Below are 19,487 nucleotides of genomic sequence, written 5' to 3' on the forward strand. Positions count from 1 at the left end.
TTCCTCCGCCGGGAACACGCGGCCCGGGTTGCGCATGAACAGGTCCACGATTTTGGTCTCCGTGGCTGTGAGCCTGACGGGCTCTCCGTCCGCGTAGAGGGTCCTCTCCTCCGTGTTGTAGAGGAGCCTGCCGTTCCTGATCTCGCTGGCCCTTGCGCCCGCGTGGATGTCGCCTAACGTGGTGAAGCGGCGCAGATGGCTCTTCACCCGGGCGGCCAGTTCCTGGGGGTTGTACGGCTTTGCCACATAATCATCGGCCCCCATGGACAGTCCCAGCACCTTGTCGGTCTCCTCGCTCTTTGCACTGAGCACGATGACGGGGATGTTCGCTCTCTCCCGGATGCGCATCAGGGCTGACAGGCCGTCCAGCCTGGGCATCATCACATCAATCAGCACCAGCCGCACCTGCTCTCTCTCCAGGATGTCCAGGGCCTGGAGCCCGTCGTAGGCCTTCAGCACCTCATAGCCCTCCTTCCTCAGCAGGATGTCGATTGCCTTTACTATTTCCCTGTCGTCATCCACTACCAGTACCCGTTCGCCCATTTCGTCTCCCATGCCTTTCCGCAGCTTTGAATTGCTGTCCCTTTCTCCTTGAGCCGGTTTTAGGATAGCTCCTGTTTTTTACAAAATATGTGGGGTGTTTCTTACGGATTTCTTACGATTTCCATGCGCATCCCAGGGCAACGGCCTTCCGCTTCTATTGCAGCGCTTTCAGATATCCCTGGAATTCTCTTTCCGTGTAGGTATGTACCTTCTCGAAGCAATAGTTCTCGAACATTTTCAGCCCAAAGCAGACATATTCCTCCCCTGCCAGTCCGCCCATCCTCCTGGCAAAATCGTCAAAGGAAGCGGAATTCTGTACCTCCCTCTTCTTTTCGGCGGTAGCCGGATTCTGTCGATTGGCGTTTTCGTTGTACACAAGGACATATTCCACACACCGCCGCATGTCGCTGATTCCCGCAGATACGATGTCCGTGAAAATCAGCGTGCTGTCGTATATTTTTTTACGGATGTCAAATTGCTTTTTTGAATCGATGTACCCGTTTTTGAATTCAATGAAAGCCAGCTTCCCTTTTCCCCTGTCCAGAAGCGCGTCATTGGATTTCGGCACATCGCTCAAGCCCAAATGCTCGATATACTTTTCTTTTACCAGGTCAAAGTCCACCGCAGGGTCGTCCCGCTCTGTCATATAAGCCGGATTGCCAATATCATGTTTATCAATCGATGTATCCTTTAATGTAGATATGCTTTCGGTGAATATCGGATAGTCACGCCAACGAATCATCTCTCCACCTCTCGTCCTCCAAATCCTGTAACGGTTTCGACAGCCTGGCATAAATTCTTTCGATGTCGCCGCTCACGTCTGTGATGGCAGCCTGGTTGCCGCTGTTTTCTGACAGATAGTATCTGCACTTGTCCGCCATCTCATATTTTGCGGAGTAGACCTGGATTGCTCTCAGGAAATACGGACTGTGGGTATTCAGAAGAATGTGGACATCAAATTCTTTGTGGAGCAGGACAATCAATTCCGCGAAGAGGAGCTGCCATTCCGGATGCAGATGAATCTCCGGTTCGTCCAGGATGACGACTCCGTTGTATTCTATTCCGCCGTTCAGCAGCAGCGTCTTCAGGATGACGAATGTCTTCAAGCCTGTGGAGAGGTTGCGCACATCCAGCAGTTTGTCGGAATCGGCGCTTTTGTAACTGTATTCTTTCTGATTACTCCTGACAATCTCTCCACTACAGACGGATGATATCTTCTTATATATGTTCTGGAATTTATTATTTACGATAATTTCCTCTACAGCAGTCTTCTTACTGGCATTATCAAAAATCTTCTTCCTTAAATGGGTTCTATGATCTGCATACCGCGACCTAATGCCAAAATATGGCGATGGAATGGTATCCAGCAGAAAAGGATCGTCCATGTATACTGCTTCCACATGGAGATTGATGGCATTTTCTATACCTGTTACTCTGTTATTTTCTATGGAAAGAGCTATGCTCTTATCCTTAATCTGCAGCCTGATTTCTCCCTTTTTATTTGTGAAAAGATTTGTCACCTGGCCATTGAATTCAGTATCCATTTTCTTTTCCACAATGGCTTTCAATATTTCCTCTTCCGATACATCCATAATTTCCTGAATCCGATGCACGACTTCATCAGAATCGTTCACTTCTATTAAGCGAAAATCATCTGTCCCCTCTCCTGATTTCTCCGCCATCTGCAATACGGATTCACTGATTCGATCCTTAAAGCCTGACTTCTGGGAAAGAGAAACTCGATGTGACGCAATGTCTTCTGCCAATATTCTTATATAATATCTAACAGGTGTTCTGTTCGCGTTTTTCAACACTAATGAAAGCACACTCTCTATACTGTCAATCCTCTCAGAAAGCACTTGCCTGTCCACATCATAAAAGCTGTTGAAAACAGCAAAAAGCGCTTTCCCTACCGTGCTTTTTCCCGTATCGTTTTCCCCTGCAATCACCGTTATACCATCTATTGCAATCTGGGTTTCTACTAATTTCCCTATATTTTTCAACGATAAAACCACAACAATCCCCCTCTTCTATAAGAGATGACGCTACTATAAGAGGCACTTTCAATTATACCCACAAATTGTTTCACCAAATCGTTCCACCCGCATCCTTCTTGCCGCTCCGCCCTAAAGATCAAACAGGCTCAACTGATTGGACTCCGGCAGGCTCCCCAGCAGGTTCAGGGAATCCATGAGGTCCACCATGGTCTTGGACACCTTCGTCCGCTCTCTGAAGTCGTCCTTGGACAGGAAGGGCCCGTCCTTCACCGCCTCCACGATGGCGTCCGCCGCTTTGTCCCCCAGGCCTTCTATGCTGTTCAGGGAGGGCATCAGCTTCCCGTCCACGATCTGGAACGATCTGGACTGGGCGGTGAAGATGTCGATGGGCATGAATTCGTAGCCCCTCTCATACATCTCCTGGACGATGCGCATGTCGCCGTAGGCCCCCTCCTCTCTGTTGGTGAGGGGAACCGCCCCCGGCTCCTTGTCCGCAGCCGCGTCCATCCTCCGTTTGTAATCCGCCATGTTGGCCTCCAGGCGGGCCTTCCCCAGGCACATCAGCTCATAGGAGAAGGCCTTGGCCCGGATGCTGAAATAAGCCCCGTAGTAGGCCAGCGGATAGTGCACCTTGCAGTAGGCGATGCGCCAGGCCATCATGACATAGGCCGCCGCGTGGGCCTTGGGGAACATGTACTTTATCTTCTTGCAGGAGGCGATGTACCAGTCCGGCACGTCCTTCTCCTTCATGGCCGCGATCCAGTCGTCCTTGAGGCCCTTGCCCTTCCGGACGCTCTCCATGATGGTGAAGGCCAGGCTGGACTCCACCCCCATCTGGATCAGGTAGATCATGATATCGTCACGGGTACAGATGGCCGTGGAGATGGTGGCCGTGCCGCTCATGATCAAATCCTTCGCATTGCCCACCCACACATCCGTGCCATGGGACAGCCCGGAAATCCGCACCAGGTCCGAGAAGGCCTTGGGCTGGGCATCGATGACCATCTGCATGGCGAAATCCGTGCCGAACTCGGGTATCCCCAGGATGCCCAGCTTCGTCCCCCCGATCTGGTCAGGGGTGATCCCCAGGGCGTCCGTATTCTGGAACAGGCTCATGACCTCCTGCCCGTCCAGGGGGATGGTCAGGGGATCCACGCCTGTGAGGTCCTGGAGCATCCTGATCATGGTGGGATCGTCGTGTCCCAGGATGTCCAGTTTCAGCAGGTTGTGGTCGATAGAGTGATAATCAAAATGCGTGGTGACGATATCCGTCTCCATGTCGTTGGCCGGATGCTGCACCGGGGTGAAGGAGTTGATGTCCTGGCCGAAGGGCAGCACAACGATGCCGCCGGGGTGCTGGCCGGTGCTGCGCCTGACCCCTGCCACGCCCATGGCCAGCCGCTCCATCTCGCTCTTCCTCCTGTGCCTGTTCCTCTCCTCGAAATAATTCTTCACATAGCCGAAAGCGGTCTTGTCCGCCAGGGTGGCGATGGTGCCCGCCCGGAAGGTCTGGCCCGCGCCGAAGATGACCTCCGTGTACTTATGGGCCTTGGACTGGTACTCCCCGGAGAAGTTCAGGTCGATGTCCGGCTCCTTGTCCCCTTTAAAGCCCAGGAAGGTCTCGAAGGGGATGTCGAAGCCGTCCTTGTGCAGAGGCTCCCCGCAGACCGGGCAGTTTTTGTCCGGCATGTCCACTCCCGCCTTGCCGCCGTAGGCCTTCACGTCCTCCTCCTCGAAGTCCACATAATGGCATTTGGTGCAGTAATAGTGGGGGCTTAGGGGATTGATCTCCGTGATTCCCGCCATGGTGGCCACGAAGGAGCTTCCCACGCTTCCCCTGGAGCCCACCAGATACCCGTCCTCCACGGATTTCCACACCAATTTCTGCGCTATGATGTACATCACCGCGAAGCCGTTGGTGATGATGGAATGGAGCTCCTTTTTCAGCCTCGCCTCCACGATTTCCGGCAATTCCGGCCCGTAGATCTCATGGGCCTTGTCGTAGCAGATCTTGGTCAGCGTCTTGTCGCTGTCCTCGATGACAGGGGCGCATTTGTCCGGCCGCACCGGGGCTATCTGCTCCACCATGTCGGCTATCATGTTGGTGTTTTTCACTACGACCTCATAGGCCTTGTCGCTCCCCAGGTAATCGAATTCCTCCAGCATCTCCTCCGTGGTGTGCAGGAACAGGGGTGCCTGCTCGTCAGCGTCCTCAAAGCCCCTGCCGGCCATGATGATGCGGCGGTAGACCTCGTCCTCGGGATCTAAGAAATGCACGTCGCAGGTGCCCACCACGGGCTTGTGGAACTGCTCGCCCAGCTTCACCACCCGCCGGTTCATCTCCTGGATGTCCTCCATGGAATCCACATTCCGTATCCGCTCGGACTTTATCATGAACTTATTGTTGCCCGTGGGCTGGATCTCCAGATAGTCATAGAAGTTCACTATCCTGGCGATCTGCATGTCGCTCTGGCCGTCCAGCAAGGCCCGGTAGAGCTCCCCGGCCTCACAGGCGCTCCCCAATATGAGTCCCTCCCTGTACTTCTGAATCAGGCTCTTGGGAATCCTGGGGTGCCTACTTGCGTAATAGGTCAGGTGGGACTCCGTCACCAGGCGGTAGAGGTTGATGCGGCCCAGGTCGTTCTTGGCCAAAATGATGGCATGGTAGGTGGGCGCTTTCTTCACCAGATCCGCGCTGGCGGCTCCCAGAGCGTTTAGCTGCGCCAACGTATGGATGTCCTTTTCCTCCAGCATCTGGATGAGCTTCACGAAGATCCACGCCGTGCACTCCGCATCGTCCACCGCCCGGTGATGGTTCTCCAGGGAGATGTTCAGGGTCTTCGCCACCGCGTCCAGGGTGTGCTTGGCCTGGTTCGGAAGCAGCACCCTGGCGATGCCCACGGTGTCGATATAGGGATGCTCCATGGGGAGGCCCTGCCTCCTGGCATTCTCCAGCATGAAGCTCATGTCGAAGCCCGCGTTGTGGGCCACCAGAATTGCGCCCCGGCAAAATTCCAGGAACCGGGGCAGCACCTCCTCGATCAATGGAGCGTCCGTCACCATGTCGTCCCGGATGCCGGTGAGCTTCTCTATCTCAAAGGGGATGGGCACCTGGGGGTTCACGAAGGTGGAGAAGCGCTCCGTCACCTGGCCGCCGCAGACCTTTACCGCTCCGATTTCGATGATCCGGTTGTTCACCGGCGAGAAGCCCGTGGTCTCGATGTCGAATACCACAAAATCGTCTTCCAGTGTGCCGCCCTTGTCCCCGGTGACGATTTCCTTCAGATCGTCCACCAGATAGGCCTCCACGCCGTAGATGACCTTGAAGAAGTCCTGCTTGTCCGGGGGCTCCTTTCCCTGGTCCTTGCATTTCCCCTTCTCTGCCTTCCAGAGATCCTCCCACACATGGTAGGCATCCGTGAAGCCCTGCACCACGCCGTGGTCCGTGATGGCGATGGCCCGATGGCCCCACCCGTAGGCCCGCTTCACGATGTCCTTGGCCTCAGAGACGCCGTCGAAGTCGCTCATCTTGGTATGGCAGTGCAGCTCCACCCGTTTATGGGCGGCAGTATCGGAGCGGACCTTGACGAAATTCGGTATCTTCTTGATGCCGGTGAGGGAGCCTATGGTGAGCTCATGGTCGAATTTGTCCAAAGTGGCCACGCCCTTGAGCTTCACGAAGGTGCCGGGCTTCAGGCTTCCCAGAAGCTCCTTCACGAATTCCGTCTTGGTGAAGAGCTTCACGGTCATGGTGTCCGTGAAGTCCGTCACATCGAATATGACTATCGTCCTCTCGTTCCTGATCTCACGGCTGTCCGTCTTCAGGACCTTGCCGCGGATGGTCACATCCCCCACCTCGCCGATGATCTCGTCGATGGGGATGGGCTCCTCCTCGAAGTCCTTTCCGTAGATCACATCGGGATTGTCGGACTGCTTTAAGGGACGGTCGCCTCTGCGGAAATCGCCCCGCTTGAAATCGCCCCGGAATGCCTTTTTTCCGTTTCCGCTGCCGTCTCCCGGAGCATCCGCTCTCCCACCGAAGCCGTTTCCGCCGTCGCCGCTCCTCTCTCCGGGGACGAAACCATTGCCCTTTGCGGCTCCTCCGGCCGGGAAGCCGCCGGACTTGACATCGCCCTTTGCCCCCCGGCGGTCTCCGCCCGGGCCTCCCCGGCCATTGGCGGACCCGCCTCCCGGGGCCGTCTGCCCGGACTGCCCCTCCCCGTAGGCCCCGCAGGCCTTCGCCCGCAGGAAGATCTCGTTGACCTTCATCTGGAGCCGCAGCTCGTCATCCTCGGCGAACCTGCCGGACTCCGCCTCTCTGTAGCCTACCTCCACGCCTGCCGTCAGGCCGCAGCGCTCCACCAGTATCTTCTCCAGCACCCGGATCAGCTCCGGCTCCTTGCTGTGGTTCAGCACCGTATCGTCAATGGTCAGCCGAATCCGCCCGGACTCCGGATAGGTTATCTGCGCCGTGCGGAATGCATTGTACTCCACATGGCTGTACTCTTTCAGCTCCGCCAGGATGCTCTCCCGGTAGGCCTCCATCAGGTTCTCCGGGGTATACTGGGCAGAGAGCTCGAAGCGCTCGAATATCCGCACTGTCAAAAAAGCATGGGGAAAAAGCTGGGATTTGATCGCCTTTTCCGCTGCCCAGATGTCCTCTTTGGGCAGCAATCTGGTGCTGAACAGATAGACTGAGAGCCTGTCCTTCTGTTTCGTGGCGGACACCCGCTCCACCGCCGTCTGCTCCAGCTTGTCGTGCAAAGTCCCCTTCAGCTCCAGGGAGGGGAATACTTCAAAAAATGGTTTCGCTTTTGTCATCATTTCCAGTTATCCAGCTCTTCCTTTAACGCGTCCAACAGCTGCTCCTCGGGAACCTTGCGCAGGATCTCCCCTTTTTTGAACAGGAGCCCCTCGCCCGCTCCGCCTGCCACTCCCAGGTCGGCCTCCCTGGCCTCCCCGGGGCCGTTCACCGCACAGCCCATGACGGCCACCTTGATGTCCAGGGGATAGTCCGCCGCCAGCCGCTCCACCCTGGCCGCCAGGCCGATCAGGTCTATCCTGGTCCTGCCGCAGGTAGGGCAGGACACCACCTCGATGCCGCCTCCCCGCAGGCCCAGCGTCCGCAGGATCAGCTTCGCCGACCTGATCTCCTCCACAGGGTCTCCCGACAGGGACACCCGGAGGGTATCGCCGATGCCCTGGTGGAGAATCAGGCCCAGGCCGATGGAGGATTTGATATTGCCGCTCCACACAGTCCCGGCCTCGGTGATCCCCACATGGAGGGGATAATCCGTCCGGGCCGCCAGCAGCTCGTGGGCCTTCACGCACATGAGCACATCCGAGGATTTGATGCTTATGACTATATTCTCGTAGTCGAATTCTTCTATCATGGCCACCTTGTCCAGGGCGCTCTCCACGATGCCCTCCGCGGTGACGCCGCCGTATTTTTCTATCAATGCCTTCTCCAGGGAGCCGCTGTTGACCCCTACCCGGATGGGGATGCCCCGCTCCTTCGCCGTGGCCACCACAGCCTGCACCTTGTCGGGGCCGCCGATGTTGCCGGGGTTGATGCGGATTTTGTCCGCCCCGTTCTCCATGGAGGCGATGGCCATCCTGTAGTCAAAGTGGATGTCCGCCACCAGGGGGACATGTATCTGCTTTTTGATCTCCGCAAGGGCTTCCGCGGCCTCCATGTCCGGCACCGTGCAGCGCACGATTTCGCAGCCCGCCTGCTCCAGCGCCAGAATCTGGGCCACGGTGGCGGCCACATCCTGGGTCCTGGTGTTGGTCATGGACTGAATCAGGATCGGATTGCCTCCCCCTACTTTTCTGTCGCCTATCTGTACTACTCTCGTCTTCTCCCTGTGCATGGCAGCCTCCTTTTTCAGAATATATCCTCTCGGAATCTCCAGGCCACATATCACACGGCTTTCCGGAAATCCCTGGGAGCGATTCCTCCCCTTTTCCAGGCGCCGTCCTGCCACAATGCCTGATTTTACCTTCTGAAATTCCGAGAGTCTATGAATCTATCGCCTCACGGCTTTTTCCATACATTCTAATATAAACGAAAGCACCTGAAAAAGCAACCCTAACCGGGCGTTCCGCAGAGGGCGCAGCAGGGACTCATGGGCGGCGGCAGGGGACTTATGGGCGGCGGGGCTCACAAACGGCTGGCGGGGCTTATAGGGTTCAGACGGCCTCTCAGCCCCTCCTGCAGCAGAACCGTCCCGGGCTCACCTGAATCGCCAGATCCTCCATGCAAAGCTGCATCAGGCAGGCTACGATCTGCTTCTCCGGATACGGCTTCTCCGGGTATCTGTCCCACAGGCGCTGTCGGATCTCCTCCGGGGACCTGGCATCGAAGTCCAGCACGCCGGCCACACGCGCCAGCTCCTCCGGCAGGCCCGCCGTGTCCGGCCGCTCCAGAAAGGCATTGGCCTCCTTACAGCCTGCTTTCCCTCCCGATCCGGCGCCGGCCGCCTTTTTCCCCGTCTCCCAAAGCTGCCAGATTTCCTCCAGGAAGCTCTCGGGACTGAGCACGATTCCGGCCCCCTGCTTCACCAGGCGGTTGCAGCCGTCGCTCAGCCTGTCCGTCACCCTGCCCGGGACGATGTACACCTCCCTGCCCTGCTCCAGCGCCATGTCCACGGTAATCAGCGTCCCGCTCTTTGCCCTGGCCTCCACCACGACCACCGCATCCGCCAGGCCGCTGACGATGCGGTTCCTGGGCGGAAAGTTCCGGGGAAGGGCGGGCGTCCCCAGGGGATAGGTGGAGATCGCTGCCCCTGTCCTTATCAGCCTCTCGTAAATCGGCCTGTTCTGGGCAGGATAGCAGATGTCCACCCCGGAGCCCAGCACCCCGATGGAATTGCCGCCCGCCTCCAGGGCCGCCTCCTGGCTGATGCCGTCGATGCCCCTGGCCATACCGCTGACCACGGTTATGCCCCGCCGCCCCAAAGTGGCCCCCAGGCATTTCGCCACATATCTGCCGTACTCGGAGCATTCCCTGGCACCGATGACCGCCACCGCCGGGGCATCATCCGTCTGCAGCCTTCCTCGGACAAACAGGCCGTAGGGCGCGTCAGGAATGTCTTTCAGCCGTCTGGGGTATCCCTCGTCCCCCATGGTCACCAGGCGGATGCCCTGCTCTTTCATTTTGCGGTATTCCGCCTCCGGCTTCCAGGCGGCGGTATACCGGGCAAGGCTCTGCACCTGTCTGGGGTTCAGCACCTGGCCCCATTTCTCCTTGTCCGCCAGGTAGGCCGCCTCCGGCCCGCCGCAAAGCTCCGTAAGCCTGTGCAGCTGTTTATTTCCCATATCCGGGAAGTTGCACAGCCAGCATGTATAGACCGCTTCCCGCTCTTTCCACTCATTCCGGTTCATATCGTTTTCCTTTCTGCCGGGCACGGCGCTCCTGTTCCACTGGCCGGGAGCGCAGTTCTGCCTCTGGCCTGTTCCCGGTCTTTTTCTGGCCTTTCTCTGGCATATCTCCGACTTTCCCCTCAATTCCCCCAGTATTCCATGGAGGGCCGGTAGTAGGAGGCCTCCATCAGATGGGCCGTCCCGATTTCCTCCGCTCCCTCCAGATCCGCTATGGTCCGGGCCACCCGCAGGATGCGGTGATAGGCCCTGGCGGAGAGCTGCAGGGAGCCGTAAAGCCGTTCCATGCACCGCTGCTGCTCCTCCCCCAGCCCGCAGTACCGCTCCATGGCCGACACCTCGATATCCCCGTTGAAGCGGGTAGACGTCCCCCGGAACCTCTCCTCCTGGATCCGCCTGGCCCGCTCCACCCGTACTCGGATCTCCGCGCTGGATTCGGCCTTGGCCCTGCTCTTCAGGCTGTCGTAGTCCACGGCCGCAAGCTCCACGCACAGGTCTATCCGATCCAGGATGGGCCCCGACACCTTTCCCATATATCTGTGCACCTGGGGCCTGGTGCAGCTGCAGCGCGCCCTGTCCGGGTAATAGCCGCAGGGGCAGGGGTTCATGGCGCATACCAGCATGAAGTCGCTGGGGTATGTCACGTTCCCGCTGACCCGGGAGATGGTCACCCGGCGCTCCTCCAGAGGCTGGCGCAGGGCGTCCAGGGAGGCCCGCTGGAATTCCGGCAGCTCGTCCAGGAACAGGACGCCCCTGTGGGCCAGGGAAATCATCCCGGGCTTCGGCGCAGTGCTGCCGCCGATGAGCGCTGCCTGGGAGATGGTGTGGTGGGGGCTCCGGAAGGGCCGTCCCGTCACCAGCGCCTCCCCCTCCTCCAGCAGCCCCGCCACGCTGACCACGCTGGTCACCTCCAGGCTCTCCTCCAGCGTCAGCGGCGGCAGGATGCCGGGAATCCGCCTGGCGATCATGGATTTCCCCGCTCCCGGCGGCCCTACCATCAGCAGGTTGTGGAACCCCGCGGCAGCAATCTCCGCGGCCCGCCTGGCCGTCTCCTGTCCCGTCACCTCGGCAAAGTCAGGCCTTCCCTGGAGCCCGCCGCCATCGCGCTCCATCTCCGCGAACAGGCTCTCCGTGTCCACGAAGGTCCGGGGCAGCACCCTGTCCCTCTCCTCCCCCCGGGCCATGAGGAAATGCATGATTTCCAGGATATTCTCCGCCCCCCTGACCCGGATGCCTGGAATCACCCCTCCCTCCCTGGCGTTTGCTCCGGGGACGATGCATTCCCGGATGCCCTCTGCCTCCGCGGCCCGCACGATAGGCAGCACGCCCCTGGCCTTTTTCAGCTCTCCGTTCAGCCCCAGCTCTCCCAGGAACAGAAGCCCTTCGGCCGCGCCGGCCGGAACCAGCTCCATGGCCTCCAGCATCCCCACGGCAATGGGCAGGTCAAAGGCAGTGCCCTCCTTTCTCCTGTCTGCCGGAGATAAGTTGACGGTAATACGGCACGGCGGCAGGTTCAGGCCCACATTCTTCAGGGCAACCGTCACCCGCTCTCTGGACTCCCGCACCTCCGTGCTCAGGGATCCTACCATCAAAAAAGCTGGAAGCCCCCTGGCAATGTCTACCTCCACGGAGACCATATAGGCACAGACCCCCTGGAGCGCACCGGAATGAACCGCGCTGTACATAAAACACCTCCTGTCCCAGCCTGCAGCCCTCCCTGTGGCCGCCGCTGTTTTCTCATAGATTTTTCATAGATTGTTTCCTGTTGATTGTTTCCTGTTGATTTCACTGAAAAAGATGATTTGGCTCACTGCCCGTGAAAGTCCGTGAAATATGTACCGATCCGGAAAGACATATTTGTGACAAAAAGAAAATCGGGAAATGCTTCTCTGCTGTATTTCGGGAAAATCCTGACTTTTGTAATATCCGCCGGGTGCAGACCGCCCGCACCCGACAGGTGAGATTTATGAGAATAGCTGTACCGCACCGAAAAGCGCGGAAATCCTGTCCGCGCGGATATGGCCGCGCACCTTTTCGTCCGTGAGCAGAAGCTCGAACACCGCTTCCCTGCCGTCTCCGTCCGCAGCGGGCTGCAGCTGCTGGAACAACACCGCCTCCAGGACACCGGCCAGCCGGGCGCGCATGCGCTCCTGTCTGTGGGGCGGGAACATGTCCATGATATCCTCAATGGCGCCGGCCGCACCGGCCGCGTCCATTGCCGCGAACACCAGATGTCCCGTCTCCGCAGCGGCTACCGCGGCGGACACGCTGCGGGCATCCCGCAGCTCCCCCACCATGATGACATCCGCATCCTGGCGCACGGCGGCCTGAATCCCATCGGCATAGTCCATGCTGTCCAGACCGATCTCCCGCTGGTTGACGATGGACCTTTTATACGGATGCAGATACTCCACCGGGCTCTCCAGCGTGATGACCAGGGCCTCCCTGCTGTCATTGATCTGGTTGATGATGGATGCCAGCGTGGTGGACCTGCCGCTGCCGGAAGAACCTGCCACCAGCACCAGGCCGCTCTCCTTCCGGTACAGCTCCGCCATGGGCTCCGGTATGCCCATCTCCTCCGGCAGGGGAATCTCCCCCTCTATCAGGCGCACCGCCAGCGCCACGGTGCCCTTCTGCTTGTAGGCATTGGCCCGGCAGCGCCCTCCCTGGGGCAGGGTGAAGGAAAACGCGTGCTCCCCCTTCTCCTCGAACCTGTCCCGCAGGGCCTCCGGCATGATGCCTATCAGGATATCCAGCATATCCGCCGCCGTAAGCCTGGAACAGTTCATGGAAAAAAGCTCCCCGCCGATCCGCATCTTGGGGGACATCCCCGCGGCCAGATGCACATCGCTGGCCCCCGCCTCCCTGGCGCTGCGTATGATTTCTTCTATCGCAGACATCGTCGTCCCACTTCTCCTTTCGAAGCAGCTCCGGCAGCATGATGCCCCTGCGGGAACTGTTTCCATTATTATATACAATTCTCCGGCAAAAGACAACTGTTTTATTTACGCTTTCACGCCCGGTGCTCCAGGCTGGCGCTCCAGGACCAATTGCCCGTCATATCGGCTCAGGGCATCCGGCCCCAAATGGTGGGTGACGGCGATTGTCAGGCAGTCCGTCCGCCCTGCCAGCTCCTCCTCGATTTCCTCTGCCGTGGCTCTGTCCAGATTGGCGGTGAACTCGTCCAGCAGCAGGATCCTGCTCCCCCGCAGAAGGGCCCTGGCAAGGCTGAGCCGCTGCCTCTCTCCGCCGGAAAGGTTCTTCCCATTCTCCGTGATGACAGTGGCGAGCCCCTGGGGGAGGGCTGCCAGAAAGCCCTTGAGCCCTGCCTGTTCCATGGCCGCTTCGATATCGGATGTCCTGTAGCTTTCGTCATACAGGGTGATATTGTTCCGAATCGTGTCCTGGAAGAAAAAAGGCTCCTGGGACACTGTCCCTATCAGGGCGCTTAAGGAATCCCTCTTTATCTCCCGCAGCTCCCTGCCGTCCATGCGGATAGAGCCGCCGTAACCGGGATAGAAGCCTGACAGCAGGGAGAGCAGAGTACTCTTCCCGCTTCCGCTGCTCCCGGTCACCAGATAGCGCTTTCCGGCCTCGAACCGGAAAGAAAGGCCCTGGAAGAGCTCCCGGCCCCCCTCATAGCCAAAGGTTAGGTTCTCCAGACAGATTTCCTGGCGGAAATCGGAAAGCTCTTCCACGCCGTTCTCCTCCGTCTGCACGAGCAGCGCGCCGAACCGGGAAACCAGCGGCTTCGCGGCGGCGAAATCCGCGATGATGGCCGGAATGCTGTTGATAGGGGACACGATATGGCCTATCAGATGCCCGAAGGCAATCACCATGCCGACGGAAAACATCCCCTTCAGGGAAAAAAAGGCTGCCAGCGCCATGACCGCCACGGTGGACAGCAGGCCGGTGAGCTCTCCCGCACCTGCGCACAGAATCCTGCAGTCAGTGTTCCTGCGTTTCGCTCGCTCCGCCTCCAGATTCTTTCCGTCATGCTTTTTCAGGATACAGGGCAGCGCCCCGTAGGAACGAATCAGGCGGAAGCCTCCGAAATCGTCTCCTATTTCCCTCATATAGGCCTCAGCGCTCTCCACCTGCCCTTTCATGCTTTTCTCCAGAGGGCCGGACGTCACCCGGCTCACGCCTCTGGCGATGAAGGCCAGCAGCACCATCAGCGCCAGCATGGCGGGCTGTAACATGATGCAGATCAAGGCTGCAGCGCCGAAGCCCACCACATTTTCCACCACGGAGAGCATATTTCCGAAATAGACGGATTCAAAGAGGTTCACGTTGTTGTTCAGCTCATTGATGTATTCCGCGCTGCCTGCCGCCTCGAATTCGGGCACGCTGCGGTTCATGATGCCGGCAAAGATGTCCTTCTTCAGCCGGTATCTGGCGTCCGCCAGCAGCCCTGCCTTCACATGGCGATAGGACAGCTCCAGGGAAACCGTGGCCGACACGAAGAGGACGCTTGCCAGGAGCGTCGTCCGCAGTTCTGCGGCGCTCCTGCCCGCGCAGTCCACCAGCGCGCTCATGACCAGGGAGAACAGGCTCCCGCAGGCCTGGGACAATACCAGCAGCGCAAAAAGCAGCAGACAGATTCCTTTTCTTCTGAACAGATACTGATACATACGATGAGATTTGAGATTCGTTTCCATTTTCCTCCGCTCCTTCCTTCGGCCCGGAGCAGAGCGGTCAGCGCCTTTTTCAAACACACCCTGCCATGGGCTCTGGTCAGAGTATACCGCGGCAGGGCAGCGCAGTCCAGCAATCAGGAATTGGGGAAAATACTACGGAGCGTTGCGTCAGAGGGCATCGATGGCCTGGCGTTGCCCTGCGACGGAGTAAGGGTTTTCGTTCACCTGGGGCAAAAGGGCAAGCAGCCGCGGCTTCAATGCCTCGCATTTTTCCCGCATGCCCTTCCCGCTGTACAGCTTTGCCAGCTGCCAGAGGAACTGGTATTCCGTCTCCCGGACGCGGCATTGGCAGACAGGCTCCTCATAGGCTTCCATGGCCTCCACGTCCTCCCTCTCCGCTGCTGCCATGGCGCACTGCAGCCAGAAGGGCGCGGTATCTGCGCAGGGCGGCGTCATCAGTTTCCGCACGGTAAGGTCCGTCTCCTGAAGCTCCAGGACCGTCCCGCCTCGCCCCAGGAGCAATAACGCCTCGAAATAAAGGGACAGCGTGTCCGGACAGGGTTCTGCACGAAACTCTGCCTCGCACTCCCGAAGGATGTCACGCCCCTGCCCCAGCTCTATCTTCAACTGTACCCTCTGCTGGCGGAAACGCATGTCCCCTGTCCTTCTGACCACTTCCTCCGCAATCTCCAGCGCCCTCCCGGCGGACTCCCAGCTCTGCTGCAGGAGCAGGTGCACTTTGTAGGCCTCCAGCTCAATCTTTTCCCGGGCCAGCTCCTCCGGATCCCTCATCTCCAGCTTCAGGGCAGTGTCCACGGCCTGGAGCCGGGACTGAAGGCAGGAGAGGGCTTCCTGGAAACAGTGGTCGTCCCTTAGGACCGAATATCTCAGCACCAGGTCTTTTGCATGCTCCAGCGGCGACCTGCCGAAGAGGTCATCCAGGCTTATGCCGAAAAAGTCCGCGATCCTGGGCAGCAGGGAGATATCCGGAGTGCCGTTGCCCGCCTCCCATTTGGAGACGGTCTGGGGCACCAGGTGCAGGTATTCCGCAAGCTGCGCCTGTGTGATGTTTTTTGCTTTTCGTAAAGATGTTATCTTTTCGCCGATTCTTTGTTCCATGGGGTATCCTTCCGGGGGAACTTATCATTCTGAAACCTTATCCGGGAAATCAGCTTTTTATCAGAACTTCCTTCCCTTCAAATGCAAAGCCATATTTCCGGATTCGTTCGCCAGGGAATCCCCTGCTCTCCAAATCTGCCTGGTATCGCTGTTCCTCAATCTGTTTCAGGGCGGCGTCCGCAGTGTCCTCCAGAGATTTCTCTTCGCTGGAATCCTTGACTTTAAATTCTATAATAATCGCATTCGTATAGCAATTATTTATTACGGCATCATCTGTCCCGTTCTTCGGCTCCATCATCACATCATACCTTCCGAAGCCGCTTTCCCGGTTGGAGGTTATGATGTAGCGGTCTGCCAGCTCCACGGACAGACCCAGCACGAAGCCATGGTAGAAGCGCTCCGGCTGCGTCTCCATGGAGGGGTTCCTTCCGCTGTCGAAGTAGCTGAACGTGGCCAGGGCTACACGGTTCATGTAGGCGTTCATGGACTTTACGTCATCCTGCAGCAGCGCTCTGATGAAGCCGTTGTAGACTGTCCCGGAACGGGTGAACCATTTCCGGATCATCTTTTGGAACATGAACTGCACTTCCTTGTTCGTCAGCGCCAGCTCATACAGGTCTGCTCCTGTGTCCTCATTTAATTCGTAGCTCTCCGCTTTCAGGTATCCGCTTGCCAGGAACAGGCTCCAGATGGCGTTCTCATCTGCGTCCAACTGGTCAAAAATAATCTGTTCATCGACTTCCTTGTACAGATGCTCGCCCTTGAGCAGGTTCTCCATGGAGATTTTTATATCCACGCTTCCTTCCCGGATCAGCTTATCCACCAGGCCGTTGCTGCTGGTGTTGGCCCAGTAGGTGGAAAGCCGTCCAGTCTTCAGATAATTTATGATTGACCAGGGGTTGTAGATATCTCTGCAATTCCCAAAGGTAAAACCGTCATACCATTTTTTGACTTCATTACGCCTATCCTGCATCCCATACTCGTCCAGTGCGGCAAATACCTCTTCCTCCGTAAATCCAAAGCAATCCGCATACATCTCAGATGTGGATGTCACAACGTTCAAATGATTCAAGTCGGAGAAGATGGACTCTTTGCTGACTCTCGTGATTCCCGTCATGACCGCCCGCTCCAGATAGGGGTTCGTCTTGAATGTGGAATTGAACAGGCCCCTTATGAATTCCACCATCTCTTTCCAATAGCCGTATATCCAGGCCTCCTGAAGCGGCGTATCGTATTCGTCCAGCAGGATGATGACTTTTTTCCCATAATAGCCTGACAGATAACCTGACAGATTTTTCAGAGAATACGCTGCCTCGGAATCTGTCATTTCTGCCAAACCCCTGCGGAAAAGCTCTGTTTCCCCTTCCTTCAGGCTCCCGCCTACCAGCAGAAAATCATGCTTGCGGTAGACTTCCTTGATAAGCATGCAGATCTTTTCTCTCGCCATGGCAAAGGTATCTGCCTTTACATCCGCAAAGCTTAAAAAAATCACTGGCATACTTCCCTGAAGCTTACGATATTCCTCGTCTTTCCAGATAGTCAGCCCATCAAAGATTTCTCCCTGGCCTACGTGCTCCACGGAAAGGAATCTTTCCAGCATGTTCATGTTCAGGGTCTTCCCGAATCTGCGGGGGCGGGCAATCAAGGTTACATCGTCCCCGCTTTCCCACCATTCTCTTATGAAATCCGTCTTATCAATATATAGATACTGGTTCCTAATCAGCTTGTCAAAACTTTGGATGCCGATTCCTACAGTCCTTGCCATAAATTACTCCTTTACTTCAACCCGCAGCTTCCTCAGCGCCTTCTTCTCAATCCGGCTCACATGCTCTCCTGCCAAGTTATGGCAAAAATTTATCCAACAATTTTCATGTACTTTTTATCAGAACTTCCTTCCCTTCAAATGCAAAGCCATATTTCCGGATTCGTTCGCCAGGGAATCCCCTGCTCTCCAAATCTGCCTGGTATCGCTGTTCCTCAATCTGTTTCAGGGCGGCGTCCGCAGTGTCCTCCAGAGATTTCTCTTCGCTGGAATCCTTGACTTTAAATTCTATAATAATCGCATTCGTATAGCAATTATTTATTACGGCATCATCTGTCCCGTTCTTCGGCTCCATCATCACATCATACCTTCCGAAGCCGCTTTCCCGGTTGGAGGTTATGATGTAGCGGTCTGCCAGCTCCACGGACAGACCCAGCACGAAGCCATGGTAGAAGCGCTCCGGCTGCGTCTCCATGGAGGGGTTCCTTCCGCTGTCGAAGTAGCTGAACGTGGCCAGGGCTACACGGTTCATGTAGGCGTTCATGGACTTTACGTCATCCTGCAGCAGCGCTCTGATGAAGCCGTTGTAGACTGTCCCGGAACGGGTGAACCATTTCCGGATCATCTTTTGGAACATGAACTGCACTTCCTTGTTCGTCAGCGCCAGCTCATACAGGTCTGCTCCTGTGTCCTCATTTAATTCGTAGCTCTCCGCTTTCAGGTATCCGCTTGCCAGGAACAGGCTCCAGATGGCGTTCTCATCTGCGTCCAACTGGTCAAAAATAATCTGTTCATCGACTTCCTTGTACAGATGCTCGCCCTTGAGCAGGTTCTCCATGGAGATTTTTATATCCACGCTTCCTTCCCGGATCAGCTTATCCACCAGGCCGTTGCTGCTGGTGTTGGCCCAGTAGGTGGAAAGCCGTCCAGTCTTCAGATAATTTATGATTGACCAGGGGTTGTAGATATCTCTGCAATTCCCAAAGGTAAAACCGTCATACCATTTTTTGACTTCATTACGCCTATCCTGCATCCCATACTCGTCCAGTGCGGCAAATACCTCTTCCTCCGTAAATCCAAAGCAATCCGCATACATCTCAGATGTGGATGTCACAACGTTCAAATGATTCAAGTCGGAGAAGATGGACTCTTTGCTGACTCTCGTGATTCCCGTCATGACCGCCCGCTCCAGATAGGGGTTCGTCTTGAATGTGGAATTGAACAGGCCTCTGATAAGTTCCACCATCTCTTTCCAATAGCCGTATACCCAGGCCTCCTGTAGCGGCGTATCGTATTCGTCCAGCAGGATGATCACCTTTTTCCCATAGTAACGACACAGGAACTCGGACAGCGTCCCCAGCGAGGAAATGGCGGAATAATTATCCATATTGGCAGAGATGTTTTTTATGAAATCCTTTTCCTTTTCATTCAGGCTGTCTTCCTTCAGCAGAAAGTCATATCTGTTATACAATTTCTCAATCAGATAGAACAAGCTCTTTTTTGCCTCATCAAAGGAGGACGACTTTATCCCGGCAAAGCTAAGGAAGATGACAGGGTAGGTTCCCTGAAGGTTTCGGTATTTCTCGTCCTTCCATATGGACAGCCCATCAAAAATCTCTCCCCGGCCTGCGTACTCCACGGAAAGAAATCTCTCCAGCATGTTCATGTTCAAGGTCTTCCCGAATCTGCGGGGACGGGTAATCAGGGTTACATCGTCTCTATTTTCCCACCACTGTCTGATAAAACCTGTTTTATCAATATAGAAGCTGTTCTCTTTTATTATTTTTTCAAAGCTCTGGATCCCTATCCCTACAGTTCTTGCCATGGCAATCTATCCTCCCTATTCCAAACATATCCTCTCGGAATCTCCAGGCCTTATCTGGAAAATCTCTCCATATGAACCTCTTGTCCGCTCTCTATATAGCATAATGCCTGCCAACCATATTTACCCTATCTCCACCGTTATTATACCGGATTCTATTGCCCTTTACAACAAAAAATAGAAAGCAACAGGGAACAGCCGTCTATAGACTGCCCCTGTTG

The 19,487-nt window shown here is 56.7% G+C and carries 12 protein-coding genes; all 12 read right to left on the reverse strand.

What is annotated here, in order from left to right:
* A partial coding sequence (locus tag Q2B33_RS11990) for a response regulator transcription factor (protein WP_330691375.1) occupies window positions 1-555 on the reverse strand: 555 nt, incomplete at its 3' end.
* Window positions 556-697: 142 nt separating this feature from the next.
* Window positions 698-1,285 (reverse strand): hypothetical protein, encoded by a 588-nt coding sequence (locus Q2B33_RS11995; RefSeq protein ID WP_296460275.1) that lies wholly within the window; start codon window positions 1,283-1,285, stop codon window positions 698-700.
* A complete protein-coding gene (locus Q2B33_RS12000; RefSeq protein ID WP_300782113.1) occupies window positions 1,269-2,558 on the reverse strand; it encodes an ATP-binding protein in 1,290 nt (429 codons plus the stop codon). Before Q2B33_RS12000 ends, Q2B33_RS11995 begins: the two co-directional genes overlap by 17 nt.
* Window positions 2,559-2,669: 111 nt before the next feature.
* Window positions 2,670-7,361, reverse strand: coding sequence for a PolC-type DNA polymerase III (locus tag Q2B33_RS12005; protein ID WP_300791497.1), 4,692 nt, complete (start codon window positions 7,359-7,361; stop codon window positions 2,670-2,672).
* On the reverse strand, window positions 7,361-8,413 hold the full coding sequence (gene ispG / locus Q2B33_RS12010) for a flavodoxin-dependent (E)-4-hydroxy-3-methylbut-2-enyl-diphosphate synthase (protein WP_296473804.1): 1,053 nt from the start codon (window positions 8,411-8,413) through the stop codon (window positions 7,361-7,363). Before ispG ends, Q2B33_RS12005 begins: the two co-directional genes overlap by 1 nt.
* Window positions 8,414-8,744: 331 nt before the next feature.
* Window positions 8,745-9,926, reverse strand: a complete 1,182-nt coding sequence (gene dprA, locus Q2B33_RS12015) for a DNA-processing protein DprA (RefSeq protein ID WP_300568316.1) — start codon at window positions 9,924-9,926, stop codon at window positions 8,745-8,747.
* Window positions 9,927-10,045: 119 nt separating this feature from the next.
* On the reverse strand, window positions 10,046-11,608 hold the full coding sequence (locus Q2B33_RS12020; RefSeq protein WP_300568320.1) for a YifB family Mg chelatase-like AAA ATPase: 1,563 nt from the start codon (window positions 11,606-11,608) through the stop codon (window positions 10,046-10,048).
* A gap of 279 nt (window positions 11,609-11,887) precedes the next feature.
* Window positions 11,888-12,823: a type IV pilus twitching motility protein PilT gene (locus Q2B33_RS12025; RefSeq protein WP_296478222.1), complete on the reverse strand. Its 936-nt coding sequence runs from the start codon at window positions 12,821-12,823 to the stop codon at window positions 11,888-11,890.
* 105 nt (window positions 12,824-12,928) lie between these two features.
* On the reverse strand, window positions 12,929-14,557 hold the full coding sequence (locus tag Q2B33_RS12030; protein WP_300815639.1) for an ABC transporter ATP-binding protein: 1,629 nt from the start codon (window positions 14,555-14,557) through the stop codon (window positions 12,929-12,931).
* A gap of 174 nt (window positions 14,558-14,731) precedes the next feature.
* Window positions 14,732-15,682, reverse strand: coding sequence for a helix-turn-helix transcriptional regulator (locus tag Q2B33_RS12035; protein ID WP_300568328.1), 951 nt, complete (start codon window positions 15,680-15,682; stop codon window positions 14,732-14,734).
* A gap of 49 nt (window positions 15,683-15,731) precedes the next feature.
* Window positions 15,732-17,447: an AAA family ATPase gene (locus Q2B33_RS12040; protein ID WP_300816858.1), complete on the reverse strand. Its 1,716-nt coding sequence runs from the start codon at window positions 17,445-17,447 to the stop codon at window positions 15,732-15,734.
* A gap of 103 nt (window positions 17,448-17,550) precedes the next feature.
* Window positions 17,551-19,269, reverse strand: a complete 1,719-nt coding sequence (locus Q2B33_RS12045; protein ID WP_300816854.1) for an AAA family ATPase — start codon at window positions 19,267-19,269, stop codon at window positions 17,551-17,553.
* Window positions 19,270-19,487: the final 218 nt, after the last annotated feature.

This window comes from uncultured Acetatifactor sp., from assembly GCF_948601915.1.
GTDB lineage: Bacteria > Bacillota > Clostridia > Lachnospirales > Lachnospiraceae > Acetatifactor.